This is a genomic window from Viridibacillus sp. d25.2, assembly GCF_055456015.2.
The window spans coordinates 348,768-374,949 of sequence record NZ_CM196652.1 but is presented as its reverse complement, the minus strand read 5'-3'; the positions used below and the strand labels follow the sequence as shown (position 1 = coordinate 374,949).

Annotated in this window: 27 protein-coding genes and 1 riboswitch; of the genes, 5 read left to right on the top strand and 22 right to left on the bottom strand. The window is 33.9% G+C overall.

Annotation, left to right across the window (positions count from 1 at the left end; all coding sequences use genetic code 11):
• Nucleotides 1–15: 15 nt before the first annotated feature.
• The 11 genes from ACZLO7_RS01925 to ACZLO7_RS01875 all read right to left on the bottom strand — a co-directional run bounded on the left by ACZLO7_RS01925 (nucleotide 16) and on the right by ACZLO7_RS01875 (nucleotide 10,376).
• Nucleotides 16–855 carry a DUF2785 domain-containing protein gene (locus tag ACZLO7_RS01925; RefSeq protein ID WP_464939493.1) on the bottom strand — a complete coding sequence of 280 codons (840 nt, stop codon included), beginning with the start codon at nucleotides 853–855 and terminating at the stop codon, nucleotides 16–18.
• Nucleotides 856–1,009: 154 nt separating this feature from the next.
• A complete protein-coding gene (locus ACZLO7_RS01920) occupies nucleotides 1,010–1,858 on the bottom strand; it encodes a hypothetical protein (RefSeq protein WP_464939491.1) in 849 nt (282 codons plus the stop codon).
• Nucleotides 1,859–1,916: 58 nt separating this feature from the next.
• A complete protein-coding gene (locus ACZLO7_RS01915) occupies nucleotides 1,917–2,468 on the bottom strand; it encodes a histidine phosphatase family protein (protein ID WP_464939490.1) in 552 nt (183 codons plus the stop codon).
• The gene (gene fosM / locus ACZLO7_RS01910; RefSeq protein WP_464939489.1) at nucleotides 2,468–2,887 is read right to left on the bottom strand and encodes a FosM family fosfomycin resistance protein; all 420 of its coding nucleotides are present in this window, start codon (nucleotides 2,885–2,887) and stop codon (nucleotides 2,468–2,470) included. Before fosM ends, ACZLO7_RS01915 begins: the two co-directional genes overlap by 1 nt.
• Before the next feature lie 39 nt (nucleotides 2,888–2,926).
• Nucleotides 2,927–3,451: an AAA family ATPase gene (locus ACZLO7_RS01905; protein ID WP_464939488.1), complete on the bottom strand. Its 525-nt coding sequence runs from the start codon at nucleotides 3,449–3,451 to the stop codon at nucleotides 2,927–2,929.
• Between the two features lie 134 nt (nucleotides 3,452–3,585).
• Complete coding sequence (gene kimA, locus ACZLO7_RS01900) at nucleotides 3,586–5,412, bottom strand: potassium transporter KimA (RefSeq protein ID WP_464939487.1); 1,827 nt, start codon at nucleotides 5,410–5,412, stop codon at nucleotides 3,586–3,588.
• A 109-nt stretch (nucleotides 5,413–5,521) separates the two neighbouring features.
• Nucleotides 5,522–5,666, bottom strand: a riboswitch (cyclic di-AMP (ydaO/yuaA leader).
• 427 nt (nucleotides 5,667–6,093) lie between these two features.
• Entirely contained in the window at nucleotides 6,094–7,188 is a 1,095-nt protein-coding gene (locus ACZLO7_RS01895; protein WP_464939486.1) for a hypothetical protein, read from the bottom strand.
• Between the two features lie 77 nt (nucleotides 7,189–7,265).
• On the bottom strand, nucleotides 7,266–8,117 hold the full coding sequence (locus ACZLO7_RS01890) for a C39 family peptidase (protein WP_464939485.1): 852 nt from the start codon (nucleotides 8,115–8,117) through the stop codon (nucleotides 7,266–7,268).
• A gap of 568 nt (nucleotides 8,118–8,685) precedes the next feature.
• Nucleotides 8,686–9,045 carry an MmcQ/YjbR family DNA-binding protein gene (locus ACZLO7_RS01885; RefSeq protein ID WP_464939484.1) on the bottom strand — a complete coding sequence of 120 codons (360 nt, stop codon included), beginning with the start codon at nucleotides 9,043–9,045 and terminating at the stop codon, nucleotides 8,686–8,688.
• 103 nt (nucleotides 9,046–9,148) lie between these two features.
• Nucleotides 9,149–9,625, bottom strand: coding sequence for a GNAT family N-acetyltransferase (locus tag ACZLO7_RS01880; protein WP_464939483.1), 477 nt, complete (start codon nucleotides 9,623–9,625; stop codon nucleotides 9,149–9,151).
• Between the two features lie 133 nt (nucleotides 9,626–9,758).
• Nucleotides 9,759–10,376, bottom strand: coding sequence for an NUDIX hydrolase (locus ACZLO7_RS01875; protein WP_464939482.1), 618 nt, complete (start codon nucleotides 10,374–10,376; stop codon nucleotides 9,759–9,761).
• A gap of 452 nt (nucleotides 10,377–10,828) precedes the next feature.
• On the opposite strand from ACZLO7_RS01875, the gene ACZLO7_RS01870 reads away from it, so the two are divergent.
• From ACZLO7_RS01870 to ACZLO7_RS01855, 4 genes are all read left to right on the top strand, one after another.
• Nucleotides 10,829–11,746, top strand: a complete 918-nt coding sequence (locus ACZLO7_RS01870) for a S8 family peptidase (protein WP_464939481.1) — start codon at nucleotides 10,829–10,831, stop codon at nucleotides 11,744–11,746.
• 11 nt (nucleotides 11,747–11,757) lie between these two features.
• Nucleotides 11,758–11,916, top strand: coding sequence for a YvrJ family protein (locus tag ACZLO7_RS01865; protein ID WP_464939480.1), 159 nt, complete (start codon nucleotides 11,758–11,760; stop codon nucleotides 11,914–11,916).
• Nucleotides 11,917–12,366: 450 nt separating this feature from the next.
• The gene (locus ACZLO7_RS01860; RefSeq protein ID WP_464939479.1) at nucleotides 12,367–12,960 is read left to right on the top strand and encodes a sigma factor-like helix-turn-helix DNA-binding protein; all 594 of its coding nucleotides are present in this window, start codon (nucleotides 12,367–12,369) and stop codon (nucleotides 12,958–12,960) included.
• A 76-nt stretch (nucleotides 12,961–13,036) separates the two neighbouring features.
• Complete coding sequence (locus ACZLO7_RS01855) at nucleotides 13,037–13,258, top strand: helix-turn-helix domain-containing protein (protein ID WP_511261378.1); 222 nt, start codon at nucleotides 13,037–13,039, stop codon at nucleotides 13,256–13,258.
• Nucleotides 13,259–13,617: 359 nt separating this feature from the next.
• Here the strand turns inward: ACZLO7_RS01855 and ACZLO7_RS01850 are convergent, their stop codons facing one another.
• From ACZLO7_RS01850 to ACZLO7_RS01805, 10 genes are all read right to left on the bottom strand, one after another.
• Complete coding sequence (locus ACZLO7_RS01850; protein ID WP_076034731.1) at nucleotides 13,618–13,953, bottom strand: zinc ribbon domain-containing protein YjdM; 336 nt, start codon at nucleotides 13,951–13,953, stop codon at nucleotides 13,618–13,620.
• A gap of 311 nt (nucleotides 13,954–14,264) precedes the next feature.
• The gene (locus ACZLO7_RS01845) at nucleotides 14,265–14,957 is read right to left on the bottom strand and encodes a YjjG family noncanonical pyrimidine nucleotidase (RefSeq protein ID WP_464939476.1); all 693 of its coding nucleotides are present in this window, start codon (nucleotides 14,955–14,957) and stop codon (nucleotides 14,265–14,267) included.
• Nucleotides 14,954–15,415, bottom strand: a complete 462-nt coding sequence (locus ACZLO7_RS01840; protein WP_464939534.1) for a DMT family transporter — start codon at nucleotides 15,413–15,415, stop codon at nucleotides 14,954–14,956. Before ACZLO7_RS01840 ends, ACZLO7_RS01845 begins: the two co-directional genes overlap by 4 nt.
• A gap of 26 nt (nucleotides 15,416–15,441) precedes the next feature.
• On the bottom strand, nucleotides 15,442–16,140 hold the full coding sequence (locus ACZLO7_RS01835; RefSeq protein WP_464939475.1) for a Crp/Fnr family transcriptional regulator: 699 nt from the start codon (nucleotides 16,138–16,140) through the stop codon (nucleotides 15,442–15,444).
• A gap of 49 nt (nucleotides 16,141–16,189) precedes the next feature.
• A complete protein-coding gene (locus ACZLO7_RS01830) occupies nucleotides 16,190–16,615 on the bottom strand; it encodes a DMT family transporter (RefSeq protein ID WP_464939474.1) in 426 nt (141 codons plus the stop codon).
• A 167-nt stretch (nucleotides 16,616–16,782) separates the two neighbouring features.
• Entirely contained in the window at nucleotides 16,783–17,694 is a 912-nt protein-coding gene (locus ACZLO7_RS01825) for a DMT family transporter (protein WP_464939473.1), read from the bottom strand.
• A 189-nt stretch (nucleotides 17,695–17,883) separates the two neighbouring features.
• Complete coding sequence (locus ACZLO7_RS01820; protein WP_464939472.1) at nucleotides 17,884–19,047, bottom strand: iron-containing alcohol dehydrogenase; 1,164 nt, start codon at nucleotides 19,045–19,047, stop codon at nucleotides 17,884–17,886.
• Between the two features lie 843 nt (nucleotides 19,048–19,890).
• Complete coding sequence (locus ACZLO7_RS01815; RefSeq protein ID WP_464939471.1) at nucleotides 19,891–20,868, bottom strand: ring-cleaving dioxygenase; 978 nt, start codon at nucleotides 20,866–20,868, stop codon at nucleotides 19,891–19,893.
• 75 nt (nucleotides 20,869–20,943) lie between these two features.
• Nucleotides 20,944–21,378 (bottom strand): MarR family winged helix-turn-helix transcriptional regulator, encoded by a 435-nt coding sequence (locus ACZLO7_RS01810; protein ID WP_464939470.1) that lies wholly within the window; start codon nucleotides 21,376–21,378, stop codon nucleotides 20,944–20,946.
• A 214-nt stretch (nucleotides 21,379–21,592) separates the two neighbouring features.
• Nucleotides 21,593–22,111 carry a YhcN/YlaJ family sporulation lipoprotein gene (locus ACZLO7_RS01805; RefSeq protein WP_464939469.1) on the bottom strand — a complete coding sequence of 173 codons (519 nt, stop codon included), beginning with the start codon at nucleotides 22,109–22,111 and terminating at the stop codon, nucleotides 21,593–21,595.
• Nucleotides 22,112–22,415: 304 nt separating this feature from the next.
• Here ACZLO7_RS01805 and ACZLO7_RS01800 point away from each other — a divergent pair, with 304 nt between their 5' ends.
• Nucleotides 22,416–24,155, top strand: coding sequence for a methyl-accepting chemotaxis protein (locus tag ACZLO7_RS01800; protein WP_464939468.1), 1,740 nt, complete (start codon nucleotides 22,416–22,418; stop codon nucleotides 24,153–24,155).
• A gap of 79 nt (nucleotides 24,156–24,234) precedes the next feature.
• Here the strand turns inward: ACZLO7_RS01800 and ACZLO7_RS01795 are convergent, their stop codons facing one another.
• Nucleotides 24,235–26,055, bottom strand: a complete 1,821-nt coding sequence (locus ACZLO7_RS01795; RefSeq protein WP_464939467.1) for a S9 family peptidase — start codon at nucleotides 26,053–26,055, stop codon at nucleotides 24,235–24,237.
• Nucleotides 26,056–26,182 lie beyond the last annotated feature (127 nt).

The following is a 26,182-nucleotide window of genomic DNA, read 5'->3' as shown; positions in this document are numbered from 1 at the left end:
AATGGACCTTTCTACTTAACCCAATTTAAAATGTTTAGCAATATTCATATATACAACGCCTTCTAATTTCGGCATAATCTTTTTAATTTTCAATGCAAAATATAATGTTTTCATAAAATGGAGTGTGCAGGTCCTCGCTTTAAAATAAGATTGATCATATCCTCTGCTATATAGATGATGATCTAACTTATCAAAGACCTGTTCTGCCCATTCAATAAGCACTTCTTCTGGAACACCTTTTTCCATCATTGCTTCAATCACTACGATTAAACGCTCTTCTTCATCATCTACATAAACAGCATTTTTCCAAAGGCATTCTTTTATTGCTTGTAGTATTGGTGGTGCCATACGTAGTTCAAAGGCTGGATGACGAACTGTTGCAGCAGCTAAATCAGCACCATGCGCAATACTGTGTGCCCATCCCTTACCATCTATAAACCCTCGAATATCGCGTTCTTTTTGTAAATAGTGACCGCTTTTCTCTAAATATGTAGCCAACTCCTCATTAGATAAGAACCCTAATTCCGCATCCGTTGTTAAAATACCTGTTAATAATAGCGCTGTAAAAGAACGCGTTAATACTGTATCACTCTGCTCATCACCTATTTGGAAAAACAAATATTTCTCCGATACAATCTCTCTAAACATAAAATGCATTTGCTCATGTGTTAGTAACCGGTCTGCAAGCATCTCCATAAATGTTCTATAAATCAACTGATCACGTAGTTCAGCATCTACAGCACCAATTTCCTGTAGCATATTTGAAAGCAACTCATCTCCTTGCTTAGCAATCACAGCTTTACGTTCTAATATGGGCATCGATACCCAATCTATTAAAATCTTCTTTAACTCCATAATACCCTCCATTAATTACCTTCATTTTCACTGTGTACATTATGCCATGAACACTAGAACAGCTGCATTAGAAATTAAAAAGTCACCTATCATTCAAATATTGATAGATGACTTATGTGAACCGTTGTTATGTACATAGATGATATTCCTATTATTACATCTTTAATGCATGTAACCATTTTTCAACCATTTGTTTAAAATCATCTCGCCCCCAAGCAATAATTGCTCCTATTTCCCCTAATGAAGCTACCTGCTTTTGAAAGAAATCATCTGCTAAAAAGTACGCAAGGCGCGTGTGTTTGAATTTCTTCCCACCATTAATAGAAAACCACTCGTAAAATAATTCTTTAGAGTTTAGTTGTAGATAATCTTCAAGAAATGCTCTTTTAATGTCATCATAATTCGCCTGAGCAAATAATAACCACTCTTCTCCATCCTCATCGTAAGAAAAATACTGATGAGGAAATAGGTGTGGAACGGCTTGGCGAGACAAATGCGTAGCAGCGCCTTCTTGGTTTAGCCAGGTGAGAGGATTGATCCAATCGATTTTGTTCCAATCGATTTTATTCCTATCTGAAATAATATTATGAGTTGCATGACCGAACTCGTGTGCCACGATATATTCCAAATGACTAATTCCTGGAGATAATTTCTCTAGCGCGAAACTAATGTTAGGAATAATTTCTCTATATGTATAAGCATTCGAACCATAACCACCAATTAGTAGGTTTACATCTATCGGAAACTCTACGTCATATTTTTCTTTATAGCTTAATTCTATTCTCTCAATAATAGGAACAATTCTTTCGCTAACTAATCTAATGTTCTCGAAATTATGTTCATATTTACTTATCGATAGCAAATGGCGTTCTTCTGTATTTTTGCAGTGATACAAAAAATACTCTTGAAATATTTTAGGATACTTTTCGTAGTAGCTTTTTAAACAGCTACTTGTGGGCTTGTAATTTTCTAAAAAATATTCAGTCGTATCAATTATCCTCATCTACTAATCTCCCTCTCAAAAATATCAATTATGAATTACAAATTAATTGAAGAAGGCTCTAATGAATATGTTCTATCTCCATTAACTTCTCACCTTCAAAAGACAACCTATAGATATCCGGCATTTGGAGCTCCTTCCAAAATTCAAAATTATATTTTGAATCAAAATAATTCATAATTAGTACCATTAAATTCCCATGTGTACCAATCATAATGTTTTTATCTTGGTAGGTATGGAGTACATTCATTAAACCTTTTATACCTCTTGCCTGAGCCTTATGATTTGATTCTCCTCCATCAAATGCAAAACCTGGTTTTTGCCAAACTTTTGTTATTACTGAAGTAAAATCTTTTACTTTCCCTTGAGCCAATTTACGCTCTTGAAAAGTCTCATCTAGCTTAATTTCAGCATTATGATATTTTGCTAGAGGTTCAATTGTTTGGACCGCTCTTCTATAAGGGCTAGATATGAATGTATCAATTTTCTCTAATTTAAACTTTTCTAAAATGCTCTTAGCTTTCCTCAGCCCTTTTTCGGATAATGGTCGTGATAATTCATCCGGTGTATATACTGAATGTGCATGCCGTACAAAGTAAACATTAGTTGTCATTAATAAAACTCCATATGCTCTTTATCTTGCCTATAATAATTCATTCTGTCTTGTAAAGTACCTGTATGAAATTCGAACTTATGACCATCTAAATCGGTAAAATAGATAGATTTCTTATCTCGTTGATTCCTTTGCCGACCTGATAGTATATTTACATTTAAATCTTTCAGTTTTTCATACATGGTATCAAAATCTGATTCCTTTATTGAAAAGGCAATATGAGTATAGGACTGATGTATTTCATCGCGCGGAATATCTTCTTCTGCATTTAATGCTAGCCATATACCACAGACATCAAAATATGCTGTGGAACGTCCCTTTATTAATAACTTTGCATCAAATACATTTTGATAAAATTCAATGGACTTTTCTAAATTTGAAACAGAAAATAATAGATGGTTTATTCCTTGAATCTCCACAAAATCTACCCCTTACTAATTCATTTTCATATACAAAGACTAATTTAACTTCTCAACAATTTCTTTAATTATTTCAGTTAAATTTTTATCTTCAGTATTAATGTAATGTGAGAAGTCATTATTTTCGTATGCTGCTAAACATTGATCTGTTTGCTTAAAACACCAATCCCCTTCAACTTCTCCCCGCTCTAACAGTCGTTTATGAATCGTCACTTTGGTGGCTGTTAAACAAAAATGATACACTTCTTTATCTACTATATGTAAGCCTTCCATAATCTCAGTAAAATATTCAAAGTTTCTAATAGTCATAGGAACAATCAATGTCTTCCCATATTGATTTTGAAGACCTTTCGCTGTTTCCACAAATAACTTTCTCCACAATATAAAATCTTGAAAATCTCCACTAGGTGCCTCTATTTTCTTTATATTGTTAGGCAAAATATTTCTAAGCATAAACCCTACTTCTTCCGGGTCAAAAATAATACTCTCTTCTAAATTCGTATGCAATTGTTCAGAAACACTTGTTTTTCCAACACCAAATGCGCCATTAATTAAAATAATCATAGAATCTCCTTTATTCGTGTCTTTAATCAAAATATATTTGTAAGGAAAAATAAAGCCCTGTATTTAAATACAGGGCTTTATTACATATATACTAAGTGTATTATATATTCGGTAAAACTTTATAACATCCTCCTTTACTTTTGCAAATGGAATGGAACTGTGATGAGAACTACATTTCTTCGGTATAGTAAAGACGTGTGTATTAATAGACTCGATTGGTTGTGAAGAATATTATGCCAACCTTTCTTAGGCAAAAATTGTGGAATCACAACAGAAACTTGATAGTTCGATTTGCTCGCAAGTCTTTCAGCTTTGTCTATGAATTTTGTTAGTGGTTGCACAATACTGCGATACGGCGAGTACAATGTCACCAACTTCACATCAGGCTGCCACTTCTTCCACTGCTCCTCAAACTTTTTCGTATCCTCTCTTTCAAATGCAATATAAACCGCAATAATTTGATCAGCTGATAATGATTTAGCATAATTTAATGAATTTCTTACGACCTTCGTAATGCCTGCGACAGGAACAATAATAACATTTCCTTCAATCGGTGGAATTTGTTCATCTGCTACTAATCTGAGCTGTGGTCCAACTGAATCATAATGTTTTTTTATACGGTGGAAAGCAAAGATAATGATTGGTAAGAAAACAAAGACTGGCCAGACTTCTGAAAGCTTTGTCACAAAAAACACAATCGTTACAACAAATGAAATTATCGCACCAACTGAATTGATGATTAATTTTGTTACCCAGCCTTGAGGTTTTTCTCTTATCCACTTTACAATCATTCCTGTTTGAGACAAGGTGAAAGGAATAAACACCCCAACAGCATAGAGCGGAATTAAATTCTCTGTAGTGCCATTAAAAACGATGATTAATAGAATTGCTGCCAAACTCAATAAAATTATTCCATTAGAATACCCTAAACGATCTCCTCTAACTTGAAACATTCTCGGAATAAATTTATCTTTTGATAGATTCACAGCTAGTAATGGGAATGCAGAATATCCTGTATTAGCAGCTAGCACCAATATTAATGCTGTTGTCCCTTGAATGAAATAATAAACTATATTGCGCCCAAAGCTCGCTTCAGCGATTTGGGAAACAACAGTTGATGTCGCGCTCGGTACAATGCCGTAATAATAAGCCAGGAAAACAATCCCTGAAAATAAAACAGCCAATAATCCACCCATTGCCATTAAAGTTTTCGCTGCATTTACTGGTGCAGGTTCTTTAAAATTTGGAATGGCATTTGAAATTGCTTCGACACCTGTTAAAGCAGAACTACCTGAAGCAAAAGCCTTTAAAAAAATAAACAAGCTAAGTCCTGCGACAGGCGTACCAATTGATGTATGCAAGCTCGGTGATACATTACCTGTCACTACATTAAAGATTCCTACACCAATTAAGATAAATAAAGCTAACACAAATAAGTACACAGGATATGCTAAAACAGATGCTGATTCCGTCACGCCTCTTAAATTTAAAATCGTTAATAAGATAACAAATACAATGGCAATCTCTACATTATACTCATGAAGACTTGGAAGCGCCGATGTTATAGCATCCGTTCCAGCAGATACGCTAACAGCCACCGTCAATATATAATCGACTAGTAATGAACCTCCAGCAACAAGACCTGGATTAACTCCGAGATTTTCTCTCGATACAACATAAGCTCCTCCCCCATGAGGATAAGCATAAATAATTTGACGGTATGATAGGATAAGTGCTGTTAAGAGAATGATAACGCCAAATGCAATGGGTATTGAATACCATAACGCAGCTGCTCCAACCGTTACTAAAACGATCAATATCTGCTCAGGACCATACGCTACAGATGATAAAGCATCCGAAGAAAGGATCGCCAATGCTTTCGTTTTATTTAACCTTTGTTCACCCAATTCAGTTGATTTCAAAGGTTTACCAATCAAAAATCTTTTCAATGACGCTTTCATATTTCTCACCCAATCTAGAGGATTTTCTACTTTTAGTGAATAAAAAAAGCCTACAGGTCATCAACAAATAGACCTGTAGACATTAGGATTTCTGTCTAACAAGCTCCACCTTCCTTCTCATATAACGCTTACGAGGTTAGCTGTCGGATTCGGACCTTGAGTAGCCCTTCCTTCTTCAAAGGATTCACCCCTAGGATTACATTACAATCCTCAAAATGGTTCCCCCGTGTTTTTCACTTCAGCGATTTAGAAATTTGAAACTGATGTAATATTACTCCCAAGTTTTAGAAAAGTAAATAAAAATTTTTTTTACAAATAAAAAGTGACTTTTCTCAATGAAAAATCACTTCAAACTGTAGACATACTATTTTAGTTTACTCGCCTATTTTGGTTTGTTTAAATAAACAAATCAAAACTCCCTTACAATTAGACCATTCTCATACAAGATATTTTGAAAAAAACCCGTATGTAAAACATTCATTCTTTTCAATTCTGCAATGCTCAAAAAAGGGGCCGTCCCAAAAGGGGTAAATCAGCCGAAAAAAGCAAATAAAAAACCAAAGATGCTGTTAAATCAGCATCCTTGGTTTTTAAAATGAGGAGCCTAAGAGTTAAAACGAGACTTATTAGACAGCCTCTTTTACATAGATTATTTGTCTCTTTAGCACCTATTACTATTTGTTATTGTAATTTGGATGTAATAACCAATCTTTTTTTGAGTAATTTTTTTTTGAACTCTATATCTTCTATGCGCATCAAATAAAGTCCGTTTTCAACAGACATATCAAATATGTTATCTTCAGTTACTTTCCCCATTTTCTGTATACCATTTTCAGTAATTTTATACCTTTGGAAATAATTGTTCGCTTCAGTATGAACAAACACTTGATTATTATCTGTAGCCAAACTATCAACCCCCATGTACTTATCTGAGAATTCTTTCGTTTTCTTCATTTTAGTATCATAGAAAATTAATTTATTATCTGAAAAATCCTCGGTAAAAAATGCAAAAAACGTTAGCTGATAATCATTTAATGCTCGCAGTCCTCCAATCTTATTATACGGACTTTTAAATACATCTAGCTTTTGTTTCTCTATGTCGAATACATATATATATGCACTATTATTTTTCCAATCAATAAAAAATAATTTTCCTTCCTTAGCTGATAACTGAGAGTTTTCTAGACTATGAATATTTAGTTTATGAATAGTTTTATTTTCATGCGTTATAAGATTATATGTATTCACATATGATTGCTTTTTTTTGCTATCATGATAAATCCACGAAATATGATTTTTTGACAAAACAGGGAATTCATTTTTTATGAACTTCTTATTTGCATCTGTAATCATCTCTATCTTTTTTGTGCTCTTGTTCATAATATATATATTCGTCTGCTCTCCAAAATCATCACTATCTACCCACGTTAGCCAATCCGCATTTGTACGTACACCTTGTACAGAAGGTTCTTTAAATTTTGTTGTAAAAAGTGTTGTAAGCTCTTTTGTTGTTCTATCATATTGAACTACTTTATTAGACATTCCTGAAGAACTTTTATCGTCAACACTCATATACACATTATTTTCATAAGCTGCATATGAACTTATCTCATTATAGGGTAATTTACGGTTCACATTAAAATCTTTATCTTCGATATGAGTAGTTACTGACCATTCATCCTTTTCTTCAGCCGAAGAATTTGCTTTGTATAGATAAAAGCTACAAGATGAAATCAATACGATTATTATAAAGATCCATATTTTTTTAAAAGACATTTAGAAGGTATCTCCTAACCTAATATTAAATACACACATGAAATGTTTAGAGTATTTCATGTTCCAATTCAAAATACTTACCAAACCATAACTGGATTTTTTGCAGTTTTGATATTGGCTTCGAATACAGCCCTTGCTACTCCCTTTGCACTTCCTGTCGTCCCTAATTTAGACCAATAAATCCCACCAAAAGCTACCTTATTATTTGTATTTTTATCAATAACTGTTACATGATTCGAATCAACTAATCTAAATTGATCCTTTCCTTGATCATAACCACTTACAATTACATAATGTCTATAATTTTTTGGAGCAAGAACATATCTCGATAACTTTTCTGTGTGTAATAATAAAATAGGTGCATTAGTTTTTGCTCTTAAGGTGTTTTTCACACGATTTTCTAATGTTACCGCTGGTTTATCAAATTGTGCTATATTTCCTACTATGTATGGATTACTTTTAAAACCATAAGTCGTTTTATACGCATTCAGCCCAGTAGCTAAACTTGTAGACGTTGTTCCTGATTTTTCAGGTAATACACCAATCGTCCACCCAAAAGTTTTCTGTTCAGGTAACTTCGTAGAATCGCCACTTTTTGCTTTATGGAAAGCCAAAGTTTGCACTCCAGCTGCAACGCCGCAAAAATTGAAATGTTCTTGCTTTTTATGTGGAACATTTATAGTGTAGTATTCATTTGCTCTTGCAGCCATTCTTTTTCCTTGAAATACTTGTTCTTCCTTTTCAATTTGTTCATCTTTTGCTTTTTCGAGCCCTTTATAATATTCTTCATTCTGAATATAGTTTTCATCTATAAGAGAAGCACCACTATCCATCTCGGTCTCCACTTGTTCTGCAAAAACTGAATTTGGTATTATCAAAGAAACGCTCAATAATGCTACTAATCCAAAAATTCTAATTTCCCCATTCATACAACTAGCTCCTTTTTAATATACATTTTTGATTTATAATACTCTTCTTAGCTTATTTTATGATTACATAAACTAAACACTTACAACGCAGTTATAAAACTCCAAGTTACCTACCCTAACTCTAATAATTCAAAAGAGAAAACTATAGAACATATACTCCCATTTAATAAACTTTCGCTTACATTACAACACTAACATTGGAATCATTTTACTTCAATGGTAAAACTGAAATGCAGAATATTACCATTATTAACAAATCTTTATAGGTGGAATTTTTACATGCTACTAAGTATGAAGAATTTTTCATCTTGAATTTGATTAATTAATTACAAAAAAAGCAGAACCATACTCCTTAACTGTTAATCCTGATTTAATCCCCTTGGTCATACTCGTTCATCAGAGACCTGAAAATATGGATGTCAAAATACCTTTTAATATTTATTATTAAATTGAAAAAGTACAACGATTTTTCTAAAAATAAAAAACTGACTATTTTAGCCAGTTTATTCAAAGAATTATTTTCTTTATTTATCACTACTTCATGCCCTTAGGAGATCTATTTTAAAGATTATTCTGCTACAATTTCTTTTTGGGCCTTCTTAGTTAATTTTTCAAAAATTAAATTATATGAATGTAAAATTAGCTTCTCAAATACATCGGCAGGTAAATCTGATTCCAAATATAATGAATTCCAATGTGTTTTATTCATATAATACCCTGGGATAATGCTCTCATAAGTCTCACGTAACTCTACAGCACGATTAGGTTCACATTTTAAAGTTATAATAGGCTTTCCTTCAGAATCTCCTCCTAACATCGCAAACATCTTCCCACCTACATGATAACGATCTGCTTGCCAATCTACTTGGTAATCATGAGTTATACCCGGTAACCCCTCACAAAATGATTGTAGATTTTTTCTATCCATTAAAAGTACTCCTTTATAAAATAATCATTCCTGTATAGTGTTGAAATAAAGTTGATCATTATTAATTTATTTTCACCCCTCACAACTATTAATTGAAAAACCATTATAGATCTTTCTTAATCATTACAATAAATTCAGTTGAATCGTTACGAAACTCCATAAACCTAACAAAACCAAATTTTTCATACAGGTGAATAGCCCTCTGATTAAATTTAGCAACAGTTAAACGTAATGGTAGATAATTTTCAGCTTGAATGTAATTAAGTATGAATGAAAAGAAGTTATAACCATACCCTTTGCCTGTTAATCCTGGCTTCATCCCTACGCCGATATCAATCATTTCTTCTGAATAGGTACCAAACTGTGAACCACTTGGTACTTGTGCAGATTGTCCAAAACAAAAAAAGCCTACCAATTCCCCGCTATTATTGACTACGGAGTAATATGAGTTATCTAACATCTCATTTAATGATTCTGCATCTAATTCGTTGTTATAAAAATCATATGGTGCTGCATATCTCCAACCTAATATTTCTTTTGCAAATTCCATATTCATATTCCCAACAGATAATTGCTGCATTGACTCTCCACTTCCTTATAGAATTACAATAATTTATACATATACATCTCATTCACAAACTCACCATCAATCAATAGCGCTGTAACCTTTGCACCCTCGAAGTCAAATTATAAATCACTATTACTAAAATAAATTAATCTAAATAAACGGGTTCTTGTAGATCATTTCGACTTTTAAACACCCACTCAATTTGCGATTTTGTATTCCGAGCTGTTGATAAAATTGGTAATTCATTTTCAGAGAAAAAAGCCACGGCATTTGTTTCGATGCCTTCCATTGGTTCTCCACCAATTATTTCACATTGAATAAATATTTTATAAACATGATAAAGAGAAGGAGGATGTGGATGGCACTTCTTATCTAGTACACCCAACAACTTAACTACTTTTACATCAAACCCTGATTCTTCTTTTACTTCTTTCACCGCGACTTCACTTGGCGTTAATCCAATGTCAGCCCAACCACCTGGTAACGCCCAGTCACCATCAGTATTTTCTCTAACCATTAATAGTTTATTATCTTGAAAAACGACTGCTCTAACATCTACTTTCGGAGTGGCATAGCCGGTTTCATTTACAAATAGATCCTTTATTTTTTTCTTATCCATTCCTGTTTGATGTGACAACATTTCAACGCTAATTTTCCTTATTGACTCAAACCTTTCCAAGTCGTAGACATCTTTTGAATAAGTTAACCCCGCCTGTGCAATGGATTGAAGTTGTTTTGCCCATTCAAGCCATTTAGGTTCCATTGATCATCACCATCCTCCCTAACTAATGTAGTTATATAAAACATACCTAAATTTGTATATTATGTAAATACATAAAAAAACAATTAATCCGTTCCTCATGCAAAACATGAATACTCGTTTAACCGTTTATCAACTGCATCTCAACCAAATTGAAGAGCTCTACACTTTACTTCCTTATGCCTTTCCCCTCCTATTTTCCTGGACAGTCTATTTAAGTATCCAAATTTAAGGTCACCATAATGATATTAGACCTAAATTGATTAACTATTTTGATAATTTATTCTAAATATCTCTTTAAAGAATATAACGAAGAATAAAGGAGGAATTTAAAAGACCAAATTAATCATTGCCTAGGAAATATCCGTCAAGACATTGCTTTGTTTAGTATGTTTTGCCCTATGTCATGTGAATTTATTTTGTACAAAAAAACTAATATGAAAAGGATGGATACTATGCCGAAAATCGAATTAGGTAAATACAAAATTTTATCATTTTATAATGAGTTAGAAGTTGTTCCTCCTGGAGTAGATCTCATCAAAGCTAGAGAGGTTTGGACAGAGGCTTCCGAAGGTAGTGGAGTTGTTGTAGCTATTTTGGATACGGGTATTGCCACACATCACCCAGATTTAAAAGCTGCCATTATTGGTGGATATAATTTCACAGATGATGATAATGGGGATCCGAACATTTTTGAAGATTATAATGGACACGGTACACACGTTGCTGGAATTATAGGAGCTAGAAATAATGGGGTAGGTGTGATAGGTGTGGCTCCTAAATGTAACCTATTAATTTTAAAAGTTTTAGATAGAAAAGGTTCTGGTTCTTACGATCAATTAATTGAGGCTTTGAATTATGCGATGAAATGGACAGGTCCTAACGGAGAAAAAGTAAGCGTAATTAATATGTCGCTAGGAGGTCCTACACATACAAATGAATTATATAAAACAGTAAAAAATGTATATGATGCCGGTCTCATTATCGTTGCAGCAGCAGGAAATGGTGGTGATGGTGATTCTGAAACATACGAAATATCCTACCCCGCTTTTTACGAAGAAACACTTTCAATAGGCTCTGTTAATAACGATTTAGTTCCGTCAGTTTTTTCACATACTAATTTAAATCTAAAATTCATGGCGCCTGGTGAAGATGTTTTATCAACTCACCTAGATGGGAAATATGTAAAATTAACTGGTACTTCAATGGCTGCTCCACATGCTTCGGGAGCAGTTGCTTTAATCTTAAATCTCATACACAAATATGACCAAATGCTACTCCCAGCACAAATTGAGAGATATTTTAGTAGTCATTCAAGCAAAATGGATTTCCCTATCAGTCAAGTGGGCAATGGCTTTATCCAATTAAAATAGGAGGGGTTAATATGGGAACCGATGCAGATTGGGTTTATTTAATCTCGAATCTTGGATTTCCAATTGTAATGACAATATATCTATTAATACGATTTGAAAAAAAACTAGAACGATTATCAACTGGGTTAGACTATCTCCGGGAAGTAATTGTTCAGAAAAAAAAAGGGTGAATTAAACAATTGAATCTCTTGTCATAACTCACCAAGCTGTGATTATTAAAAGGGTCATAATATATGAAAGCAGCATCGACAGTTACTAGATAGTTCAAAATTTAAAAGAGAAAAACAAAGGAATTATGACCCTTCTAATCTAATTTTATAGTTAGAATTTATCATTAGTTGCTTTTTGTATAAAAAAGTTAGAAGTCCTATTATCAAAAATCATTATTTATTTTTAATAATGATATGCGTTTTTCATTAAAAATGATAAAAAAGATACATTTTCATTTCAAACATGTGTGTTATCGTTAAAATTAACATAATTATTAAATTTAACCATAAACTAGAAATGTAAAATAATTCAAAAACAACTTTTGCACTTATAAAAATTCTAAATTTCATAATAATATTTCTCGATCAATTTGTATTATATTTCTCTTTCACATGAAAGGAGGAGTGTAGATGATGACAGTTAGAGAAGAAGAATTTTTCAAGAAATATGATGCTATGATGAAACAACCTATTATGAAAGAATTCTTAAAAAGTGGCGAAAACCAACATATTTTTAATAAGGCAATCAATGATATGGACAAAGAAAGTATCGAACAACTAAATGCTTCCTTTCGCAGATATTATAAAAACATTATCCTAATTTCTTATATTTCAAAAACCATCCACTTTTCTGCAATTGAATTTGATAAAAAGTTACGTAACTATTATAAAAAGAATCTTCCTATTCCCGGTGTAACTGAAGAATCCATCGCTCAAGAAAAACACCTATTAATGGACCTTCTGATGTCGACCGATGAAGATACTACTTTTATCAATTTTCAACAAAAACAAAAAAACATTAGTGACTATATTGCTAATGCACATCTTAATTCTAAAATGAAGTTGCTATCAAATAAGCAATTACGTATTTTAGAATTAATCTACATTCATAATATTAATAACAAACAAATCGCAAAAATATTAAATGAATCTGAACAAACTATTTCATATAACCATCAAGCTGCTTTAAAGAAATTAAGAAATGCATGCAAACAAGGGCAATAAAATAAGGCACTACCTTTTCATTCTATACGTAAATTATTATGTTTTGTTTTTAGATTTCAGAAAGAAATGGGGGAATATGATGGAAAACCAAATCTTGCATGAAGTAGAAAACAAAGACCTAGAACGATTACTAGAAATCTTTAGACCTGCTATTAAGAAAAGTTTGATTAACACTCGTATGCAAGAGCGAGAAGATTTGGAACAGGAGATCAGTATGAAGATTTTAGAGAAATTAAATTATCTTCAAGAAATACAAACACCTGATTTTTTTGAGTTTATCGAATATAGTGTAGATTAATTTGATATGAGCCGATTCTATAGTTTCATAATCATAAGCGTCCCTCTATACGAAATGCTAATGATTTGGTTCTAGTAAAGAATCCGTAAGATCATTTTGGTAAGCCCAAAATTTATAAACAAGAGGGAACGTGTCCATATTGCTCATAAGCCTTCAGACGATTAAGTTAAAGATGGATAATCTCCGCAAAAGGCAACGAATAAAGGACGAGTTATGTTAGTGCCCCCTATGTAGTAGGCACTTACTATAGCTAAGCCTGCATTTGTTGTCTTTTTATATTCCTTTAACTTAATGGAATAAAAAAGAACTCATTTTGATAAAGTACTACTCAAAATGAATCCTCCTATAGCAATCTGATATTAAATCTTTTTAACGAATTCAGATTTTAATTTCATTGCTCCAAAACCGTCGATTTTGCAATCAATATTATGATCCCCTTCGACTAAGCGGATGCTCTTTACTTTTGTCCCGATTTTCAGTACAGAAGAGCTACCTTTTACTTTAAGGTCTTTAATAACAGTAACTGAATCACCATCGTTTAGGACGTTTCCATTAGCATCCTTGATGACTTTTGTATCTTCACTCTCTTCAGATTCTAAAGTCCACTCGTGTGCACACTCCGGGCATACAAAAAGACTTCCATCCTCGTAAGTGTATTCTGAATTACATTTTGGACAATTAGGTAAATCTAACATAGTGTTATTTCCTCCGTTCGTTGTGGTCCATTCACCCCTGAAAGGATTTATAGTGCTCTGTAAAAAAAGCCATTACGAGCTGGACATACTAAAGTTATATAGGTTGTTGCTTACATGCTTATATACTGTCATAGTCTTCTCATATTTACAAGCATTCCTTGCGTTCCCTTTTTTGCCAAAACCGCTGTCATTTCTTATTTCCTCTAAAAATCTTCTTTCTCTTCAATCTTATAAAAATAACGAAACGCTCGAAAATACAGCTTTGAAGCCGCATTCCGAACGCCCTAACTACAGTAATTAATCTAAAATCATTATTTTCTTTTTAGTATTTGATATAACTCTTCAAGTTTTTGAATTTGATAAGTTGGCATAATTTCAGTATTGTTTGGCTTCATATGCGCGTTAAACCAACACGTATCAATACCTGCTAAATGTCCACCTTTAATATCTGAACTTAAGGAATCTCCGATAATTAAAGTATCCTCTGCCAATATGTTTGGAATTCGTGCAAAGACGTAATCAAAGTATTCTTTCATCGGCTTTTGGAAACCTGTATCTTCTGACACGAAAATATCCTTAAATAATGTATGTAATCCTGAAGCCCGTAGACGTTTGTCCTGTGTTTTGGAAACACCGTTAGTTACAATATATAAGTTATATCTATCTTGAAGGCTTGTGATTAACTCCAAGGCACCTTCGATAAGCTGATGTCCTTCTTCTAAATGGGTTCGATAATTTTTTTCTAATAAGGGACCATCCACCTCTTTACCATACTCTTTGAATAGAAGAGCAAAGCGTGTATTTACTAACTCATCGCAATTGATTTCGCCCTTTTCAAAAGCACTCCAAAGACCTTGATTAATTTCCTTATAACGCTTTTCGATTTCGTCTGTTAAGATTATTTTTTGATCTTTAAAAAGTAAGTACAATGCCTCTTTCTCTGCTACACCAAAATCTAATAACGTATCATCTACATCAAATAATAAATTCTGATATTTTTTCATAGTTGCTCCCCTGCCTCTACTGTTCTTCCACCAAATTTATAGACAATTATGCCACCAGCTATGACTAATACTCCTAGTAACTGCTGTAATGTAAAAGGAACTTGCTCTAGCCCAAACCAACCTAGTGAGTCCCATAATAATGCGAAACAAAGTTGTGATGTCAGTACAATTGAAATGGCATATGTCGGACCAAGCAATTTAATACCATTCAAAATGCAGGTAACGACACCAACACCGATTAACCCGCTGAACCAATACCATGGTTGCATATTTTGTAAATTAAATAAGTTTCCACCCTCAACAATTAACCCCACCATCAGTGATGCTAAAAACCCCATTCCTAACACCAATGTTGTTGAAGCCCAAGAACCTGTATGTTCATTTACTTTGCTATTAAAAATATTTTGCAAACCAACTAATGAACCTGCTACAAGCGCTAATATTAACCCTACAATCATCATTGTTACTCCTCTCTACGTTTATTTCATTCATAAATATTGTGATTGGCCAGCGTGCTCAATGCCTCACGATTTGTTACATTGATTGAGTCTTTTGTACGTTCAATTAATCCTTCAGTGCATAATTGCTGAATAACTCGATTGAGATGTCTGTAACTCGTTCCAATTAAATCCGCTACATCCCTTAAACTATTTGTACTTAGTCCTCCATCATATTGTGCGTCGGATTCATCAAAAGAAATGGACAACAAATAACTAGCTAATCGTACTTCTACTGGATATAGCAAATTAAAGCTAAAAAAGTTTGATTTTATATGGAATTTTCTTGAAATGGTTTCGAGTAAGAATTGCAATAATGGCGTATAATCGCTCCCATACTTTTTTAGCCATTGATATTGAATACCGATCATAATAACAGGCGAAACGGCTTCAACTGTATTTATGATATCTATATCTTGAACGTATTCAATATCTCCAATGAGATAAAGTGGATTCTTAAAGGAGAGGATTAATTTTCTACCTTCCAAGGAGGTAGTAAACACTTTGATTTTCCCCTTCACAAGTATATAAAGATAATGCGACGAATCTCCCTGCGAACAAATATCTTCCCCTTGGTCGAAGCTATAAAGCGATAAATGCTCTATTAAAGACTCATTGAAAATAGATTCTAATTGATAAGCTTTTAAATAATGATTGAGTTGCTCATGATTCTCTATTTTCTTCATGAACCATCTACACCTCCTATACTTTCGTCTTAATCATTCTAAAATTTTCTTATAAACCTAAAATAATAACTCCAGCTACCATCATTCCAATGCCAATAAACTGTGGTAACTTCATCTGTTGTTTTGCCACACCAAACCAACCTTTAATATCAATAACAAAAGTTAAACCGAGCTGGGCAATGAGAACTGCTGATATAGTTAGCGTAACACCAATCTGATGAATCGCCGAAATATTACTAAAAATAATTATGGCGGCAAATGCCCCACCAACCAAATAGTATGGTTTTACTTTTTTGAACATTTGCAAGTTGCCGTCTCTGACAAAAAGGAAGATTAGTAAAGCCATTACAAATCCCGTTAATTGCGTTATTGTCGCAGTTTGCCAAGTACCAATATCTTGACTAATCCGTGCATTAGCTACCCCTTGTAGCGTAATAAAGGCTCCACCTAAAAAAGCAAAAATAATTCCCCGCACATTCCTCTCCCCCATTCAAACTGTTCTCTCTATTAAAAAACACATACGCTTATCTTGAAAAGGACATATGTCCCTACCGTATTTAACTACATATAAAAACCCCAAAAAGGGATTATTGAGCATCCACAATTTGAGGTTATTTCTGCTATATTAATTAACAACTTGCTTTATAGATGCTTATGCTCTACACGCCGAACAAAGGAAAAACCTGCTTCTGGGCGATTAATTAAATAAATACTGATTAAGATCAATACAAGTCCTAACAATAGTGAATATGTAAATGGTTCATTTAAGAACAGCGTACCAATGACTACAGCAATTAGTGGTACTAAAAATGTAAAAGAAGATACTTTGCTTGATTCACCTGAACTCATTAAATAGAAATAAGCTGCTGTAGCACCTGGGACAACGATAACCGCTCCGAATAATAAACAACTAATGTAACTAAAATTCCATATTATATCTGAAATATGCTCAGTTGCTATTCCACCCATACTTAAGATTGTCCCACCAATAATACTTTGAATCGCGACAAGCCATAACCCATGTACTTGTGTACTTGTTTTTTTAACAAATACAACGCCAACTGCCCAGCCAACACCGGTAATAAGCGCTAACATTATACCGAATAATGATACATTACCTGTAAAACCATCTAGCGATACTGCGGCTACTCCCGCGAAACCTATAACCAGCCCTACAACTTTTATCGCAGATAATGATTCGTTTAGCCACATCCAAGCTAGAATTGGTACTAATACTGGTTGTAAATAAACAATTACTGAATATAAACCTGATGGTAAATATTGCAGACCAACTGTTTGTACACCATTAAATATAACGGTATTCAATAAGCCGACTATCACGTAAACTTTCCAATTCTTTTTCCATTCAATTTTGCGCCATTGTGGTAATAATATTCCGGCCAATAAAATACCACCAAATAGGGTACGCATTCCGGCATATAACAAAGGTGGTGTATAGTTAAGAGCTAATTTGTATATCGGCCAACACATTCCCCAAGCGATGACCACAAATGTGATTAATAAAGCGGTTGTTGCACGTGATTCTTTCTGCATCCCTGCATCTCCTTTTGCTTTTGACAACGCTCCAAATATGGCAGATTCTTTTTATCCATCTACTATTTTAATATTCATTATTATATCTTAAGATAGACTCCATTTATCTATTATGTGGGGAAATAAAAAAGAGCCAATGAGAAATAATCCTCTCTATGGCTCAAATATATATAATCTAATTTTCCAACATTACATTGAAGCGCGATAAATATCCATTACATCTTCTTTGTTCAGTTTTGCGAAATTACCGAATTCACCATAAATCATTGCTTTGTCTGCCATAATCTCTAGTTTGCTATCATCAATATCATAATCAGCTAGACGTGATGGAGCCCCGATGCTGTTCCAGAATTCGCGTAATTTCTGAATACCTTCTAAGCCTGCTTCTTCATCAGTTTTCCCTTCAGGATCAACACCAAATACTCGTACAGCCAATTGTTTAAATCGTGCTGGTTTCACTTTTAGATTGTGTTCCATCCAATGAGGGAATAGAATCGCAAGTCCACCACCATGAGGAATATCATAAACTGCAGAAACGGCATGCTCAAGATTATGAGAAGCCCAGTCTCCACGATAGCCCATATTTAATATTCCATTTAATGCCATAGTGCCGTTATATAAAATCGTTGAACGATACTCATAATTTTCAAGGTCAGTTAACAACTTTGGTGCAGTCTCCATGACAGTTAACAATAAAGATTCGCACATACGATCTTGGAAAGGCGTGTTTTCTTCAAGATGGAAATAATGTTCTAATACATGCGACATCATATCTACCATTCCATAAATCGTTTGATTTTCAGGAACTGAGAAAGTATTAACTGGATCTAAAATTGAAAACTGCGGGAATGTTACAGCACTTCCCCAACCATACTTCTCTTGAGTTTCCCAATTCGTAATAACAGAACCAGCATTCATTTCAGAGCCTGTTGCAGCAAGTGTTAATACCGTTCCGAATGGAAGAGCTTCTGTTGCAAATGCTTTTTTAACGACTAAATCCCATGCATCTCCGTCATATTTTGCTCCTGCTGCAATAAGCTTCGTACAATCGATTACACTACCGCCTCCAACTGCTAAAATAAAATCGATATTTTCAGTTTTACAAATATCAATCCCTTTTCTAGCTGTTGTAAGTCGAGGATTAGGTTCTACTCCAGAAAGCTCAAATATCTCTGCGCCTATTTCATTTAACATATTCATCACATTGTCGTATAGACCATTTCTTTTAATACTTCCGCCACCATAAACAACTAATACCTTTTTACCGTATTTCGGCACCTCGGTTTTTATCTGCTCTAACTGTCCTTGTCCAAAAATGAGTTTCGTAGGATTCCAAAAAGTAAAATTTTGCATATAAAAAACCTCCTTATTCTTCCTTAATTATATATTTTATTTTCAGAAACCAACAATTATTTGACTGCATCACAATAGAATTTTATTTGAACTCTGTATTTGTAAAAAGCCGATTTAAAACATCACAAAAACTCCAATTCTCCAAAAAATCCACTGGTAAAATTTAAAGAGAAGTTTCTTCAGATTTACCAACGGGATACTCATCTAAAAAATAATCCCCTATAAAACACAGAGGGCACTGAAAAAAGATGTACTGTTCTCCAATAGTAAACACCGGCACTTTTTGTTCGATTTTGAACAGAAAGTGCCGGTGTTTTTTGTATTCCCCTTATTATTCATTTAATAGCTTTAAGATACGTTTCAAATTCACCGCAGATATTGTTGAAGCTCCTTGGACTTTCAGGCCAAATAAACCCACCGATTTTGCCGTATTGTAGATGCAGATTTTTCTACACACTATTCTTCGCCTAAACTTTATAGCGCTTTTTCTCTAAGTCTTTGAATCTTTCCGCTTTTTGAAAAGCTGCTTGCTCTTCATGTTCGGTTGATTTTATGGAAACTGAATACCTTTGCTTTTGTATGCGTGGCATCGTGTGTGTGAACCGGAAAGAATGAAAAACTAGGAAAAAAGATAAACTAGTTGATTGGAGTGCAGGCGGCGACTCCTTGGGGAACTAGCGAACATCTTGAGACCCCGCAGGAGCGTTAGCGACGAGGAGGCTCAAGGTTCGCCCCCAGGAAAACGTCCGCTGGAACGGAAATTAACGGCATCGGTTTTCGTTTGATTTTCCAAATAATTTATTAAAAATGCTCATTTTTCCACCTCTTAGATTACTTTAAATACTATTCTTTAATGAATTCTTTTGTACTTCTTACTGTATCGATTGGACGAACTAACTTTTCGATTTGCTCACGTTTTGGTTCTAAAAACGGAGGTAAAGATAACTTTTCTCCAAGAGTATCATATGGTTCATCTCCCATAAAACCAGGACCATCTGTTGCGAATTCAAATAAAATTCCTTGTGCAACTCTCACGTATAATGACTCGAAGAAATGACGATTAACGTATCCTGAAGTGTTGAATCCAAAGCCTTCCATACGATGAATCCATTCTTCTAGAACAGAATGGTCTTCTACTCGGAAAGCGGTATGATGAACTGATCCAAATCCTTGTTGCGCTTGAGGGAGAGCGGAATTGTGTTCTACAACAACTTGTGCACCATTACCTCCCTCGCCAACTTCAAACAAGTGGAATGATCCTTCTTGATTAATTTCTTTAAATGCTAATGCCTTTTCCAACATTTCCTTAAAGTAATCAAAATTAGCGATGCGAATAAAGATTGGTCCTAATCCTGTAATTGCATGTTCTAGAGGAACAGGTCCATCTTGCCATGGTATTCCACTAGCAACGCCTTTATTGTTTTCATCAGAAATTAATTGATAGCGTTGATCGTCAAAATCTACAAATGAAAGCGTCTTTTTACCAAATTGTTCACTAATGCCAGTATGAGCTACTTCTAGTCGATCAAAACGTTTTACCCAATAATCTAATGCTGCATCATTTGGTACACGGAATGATGTTTTTGAAATTTCATTTGTACCATGTACACCTTTTGGAATACCAGGGAAATCGAAGAATGTCATATCCGTTCCTGCACTCCCTTTATCATCAGCAAAAAATAAATGATACGTTTGAATATCGTCTTGGTTTACAGTTTTTTTCACTAAACGCATACCTAAAACATATGTGAAAAATTCGTAGTTTTTTTCCGCACTACTTGTGATAGCTGTTACGTGGTGAATTCCTTTTAAATGGTTCATATTGTATTCCTCCATGATTATATTTAGTTTAACCATACTATATATCTCGAATTCGAGATATATAGTTAAAAAAATTTATATATCCTTAGCGTGAAGACCAATTCTCTTAAAAAGCTCAATAGCAACTTCTACTTCGTGTTCGGATAGTTCTTCAAAGATAGCATTTACTTTCTTTTCATGTTCGGGAAAAGCATTATCCATAAATCCCCTTCCTGAATCTGTAATCGTAGCATAAGTTACTCGACGATCATCTGGACAGGCTCTACGTCGTACTAATTCTTTTTTCTCTAATTTATCTACAACGTAAGTAATACTACTACTTGCAATCAAAATTTTCTTACCAATATGCTGTATGGGCTGCTCACCTTTATGGTAAAGCAATTCTAACACTGCAAATTCGGTTTGATTTAAACCAAATTGACTCATGTCTTTTCTCAATACATCTTGAACAGTTTGCGTTGCTCGAAGCAGTACAGTCAATGCTTTGAGATTATTATTTATCTGCAACATACTTTTTCCTTTCGAAGAAACACATTATCTCGAATTCATTTATCTTGAATTTAAGATAAATTTAACAGAGTTTTTTTATCCTGTCAACAGTTTGATTTATATATTATTAAGGGATACAGATTTTCACTTCATCAATATTGCAAAGAGAAAGAACCTGTTTTGAAAAAACCAATCAAAACAGGCTCTACATACCAGTTGTCCGTTATGTTTATACTTAATGAGCAGTAGGGAATACCCTTTTTATCATATCGGAGAATTCTTTGAAGATTCCTTCAATAGGCTCGTTAGCATTGATTTTATCTCTGTAATCATTCATTTGTTTTACAACATCTGGATTCAATGACACATATACATTTTTCAAATTAGTGTCAACCTCTTTTGCTAAATCTGCAATTTTTTTCTCTATCTCTTTGTTTCCTTTAGTTCCCTCTTTTAGCATAACAGCCACATATGCATTTTTCTCAAATACAATAGCAGTAGCCGTGTCCACTTCTTTCATTTCTGTTATTTTTTCTGCCACGTCATTTGCTAATTTAAGTTTATCTTCATTTCCTTTAGTCGTTTTTTCTTCAGTAGTTTTCTCTTCAGTCGTTACATTCTTATCATTGCTTGGTGTTGTAGCATTATTTTGCACTTCATTTTTGGCTGGATCATTGGAGTCCCTATTCGTTCCGCATCCAACTAAAGAAATTGCAAGAAGCACCGCCAAAGAAATTTGTATAATTTTACTCAATATAAATCCTCCCTTAAATATGTCAGTGAGGTTAGGTTGTACTATTTTGTATTGATTATTCCTTGCTTGAGCAAACATATAAAAAAAGTTAATGTAGCAACAAAAATCCATGGAAATTATAGGCCATTTAATATGATGAAAATTAAGGATCTATTACAGTTTTTAGCATTAATTTTATTTTATAGCGCTAACTTAACTTCATTAATAATTGTAGAAAAATGTCGATATTATTTAATATAAGGTAAAAGTTCCACCGATTTCATATTTAACAATATAAAAAAAATTATATTAATGGAGATGGAAAATGAACAAAATTAAGGTGTCACTCAAACGAAAATTGATTATTCTATGTACCCTTTTATTAATCATTCCTACAACAATTATAGGATTCAGTACATACTCTACTTCCAAAAAGGAATTAACTTCATCTGGAATAGAAGAACTACAACAAAATACAAATATGGTCATCGCTATGATTTCTGTATTAGATCAAGAAGTTAAAGACGGAAACCTTACTTTAGAAGAAGCTCAAGAAAAATTAAGAGTTGAATTATTTGGAAAAAAAGACGCCGACAATAAACGGCCTATAAAAAAAGAATATACAATTAGAGAAAACGGTTTTGTATATGCCATTGATGAAAATGCAATTAACGTGATGGACCCTCGGAACGAAGGTGCAGAACTCATGAATACAGAAACGGAAGACGGCATATTAATCGGGAAAGAGCTTTTAAAAGCCGGAGAAAAAGGCGGTTATATTACTTACAAATGGATGAATGCCAATACAAATAAAATTGAAGGAAATATAGCCTACGCTCAGAAAGAACCTTATTGGGGATGGACGATTACCTCAAAATCATTTGAAAAAGAATTTAACAGCGGCGCCTCTAAAGTTGCTATCACGACAAGTATTATTGGAGGCATAGCAATTATTATTGGGATCATTATCGCGTACATATTCTCCAGCAGATTAACGAAGCCAGTTACACAAATTAGCCGTGAATTAAATCGAACAGCTTCTGGTGATTTTTCAGGGGAAGATGTGGAAGTTACTACTAATGATGAAATTGGTGTACTGACAAATGATTTTAACACTATGAAATCAAACATGAAGGCGCTTCTCATTCAAATAAATCAATCATCAGAGCATGTGGCTTCTTCAGCTGAACAACTAACAGCTGTTGCAGATGAAACTAGCAAAGCGACAGAGGAAATAACAAATTCTATACAGCTTATTGCTAGTGGCTCAGAAGAAAGCACAAACAGTCTATTAGAAAGTTCACAATCTCTGGAAGAAGTGACTATAGCAATTCAAAATTTAGCAGAGAACTCCGCAGATATATCTGAAGTTGGAGCAATGATTACTTCCCAAACACAACAAGGGAATGTCTACGTCGAACAAACAGTAAAACAAATTAACTCAATCCACCAAAAAGTTAATGAAAGTGGTGAAGTTCTTCAATTACTTGATTCAAGTTCGACCGAAATCGGCGAAATCTCTAAAGTAATTAACGATATTGCTGATCAAACCAATTTATTAGCATTAAATGCCGCTATTGAAGCTGCCCGTGCAGGTGAACACGGAAAAGGATTTGCCGTCGTTGCAGAAGAAGTTCGTAAACTTGCTGAGCAATCTCAAAGGTCTTCTCAACAAATCTCAAATTTAATACAAGATATTCAACTTAATATGTCTCGTTCTACAGAATCGATGAATAACGTCAAATTAGAAGTAATAGATGGGCTAGATATTGTCAGCAAAACAGACGCAAGCTTTAAGGAAATTGCCAGTGAATTGCTAAGTATGAAAGAAAAAGTAACTGATATGGCCGCTACTGTAGAGGAAATGTCTGCTAGCGCTCAAGAGGTTGCCGCTACTGTTTCTAACAATACACACGCAACAAGAGAAGCTTCGCAACATTCTCAAAGAGTAGCTGCAACAACGGAAGAACAATTAGCAGCGATGCAGGAAGTCTCCACTTCTACAAAATCGTTGTCTACGCTTGCTGTTGAATTGCAAGATTTGATTAGCAAATTTAAAATGTAAAATAACCTTGAAAACTAAATATCAAAAAATCATAAAGGCTACTTTTCGTTCAGTATTTAAAACGAAAAGTAGCCTTTATTTAAATTTCAGTATTAGCTACCATTTTTTCATTAATGCTATGTGTATTAAAGAATTCGAGTATTTTCTCGTACACGTAAATTTCATTCGCCTTTTTCGTGAATCCATGTCCCTCATCTTCTAGTACAGTATATTCCACTTCTCGCCCTTTTTCCTTTAACGCAGCTACAATTTGGTCAGATTCCTTCTGAACAACACGAGGATCATTCGCCCCTTGAATAACTAACATTGGCTTCGTCATACCGTCTAAATACGTAATTGGTGAATCAGCTATTAATCTATCCTTATCCTGCTCTGGATCACCTATCCATTGCTTCATAAATGGTCCCCAAAACTCCGGAACAGACTCAATAAATGAAAATAAATTACTTGGACCAAAAATATCGACAACCGCTTTAAAGTAATCTGCGTGACGGCCGTGTAGGAGAAGTGCCATATAGCCGCCATAGCTACCACCTAAAAGCAGCATTTTATCACGATCTGTATAGCCTTTTTCAATAAGCCAATCAATCCCTGTAATATTATCAAGACGAGGGCCATGGCCCCAATCACCCTCAACCATTTTCATAAATTTTAAACCGTAGTTTGATGAGCCTCTAAAGTTAGGTGCAAAAATAGAGTATCCTTGGTTAACAAGGAATTGGAACATTGGTCGAAATGATTTACGTTCTATTGATTGTGGACCACCATGTGGCCATAAAATAACATAACCATTCGAATTTTCTTCCTTCGCCTTGAACAAGAGTGCTTCAATTTCTAAACCATCAAACGATGGATAACGGAGGACTTCGGGTTCCACTAAATCCGCTTCTCGAACACCTGGTACTCTATAGTGAGTTAACTCCAACCATGAACTTCCCTTTTCCTTTGAAACAAAGATATTATTCGGCTTCGTAGCCGTTTTGCCAAGCAAATATAAATGTCCGCTTGGCATGATAACCATTTTCTCAATAATATCTACAGGTATTTCGATTTTTTCATTTTTTCCATCTGCAACTGTATAGCGATAAAGACGATCCTCTACACCATAAGACCCAACAATATATAGTGCATGCTCCTCTTTCGAATAGTAAATTTTTGTAAAGTCTTCTTTTTCTAATTGAAGCACCTTTTTAAATTGTTTTGACTGAATATCAAATTTCGCTAAATAGCTAAGATCGTCATCGTAGTTTGTTAAAAAATAAATTTCGCCTTCAGAAGTATATATAAGATCGGATACTGTATGCTGCTTATCCGTTGGTGGTGTAAGCAATACATCTTCAACATCGGTCTGTACATATGCTAATGAATACGTATTACCAAACGATTTAATATAAACAAATGATTTTTCTTCAGGACTAACTGTAGCGATAAAAGTAGGCGCAATACTACCCTCTATAAGTTTCTTTTCCTTTCCACTCTCAATGTCATAAACTAGACTATTTAAATAAGTCGAATTTCCAGCTGTAGTTGAATAATAAAGATGTCTACCATCCTCAGTCAAATGTGCGTAGAAATGACGCTCTCCCTCAATATAGCGAATTGGTACTAGGCTTCCTCCCTCAGGTGCAATTGCATAAATTTGACTATTTTCATCGCCATCTTTATCAAATCCAGCTAAAAGGAATTCACCTGTTTTCGAATATGTAATAAAGTTTGAAATTTGATTATTAAAAGTCATTTGATATGGAAATTTTTTCTCTACATCCATTCCCCATAGATTAAAATGTCCATTAAAATTAGTACTTAATACAATCTGCTTTTCATCAGGACTAACCGCAAAATCACTAACCGTTAAATTTTGTAAAAATTGCTTAATGTTCGTCTTTTCAAACTGAATCATAGCTATTCCTCTTTTCTTAAAATTTGTTCTGTTTAATTTTTATTAAAGGTTTCCATTCCTTAATAAATCAAAGAGATATCTAAATATTCTAATTTTTATTATACAAGATAAAAAGGAAAAAATAAAC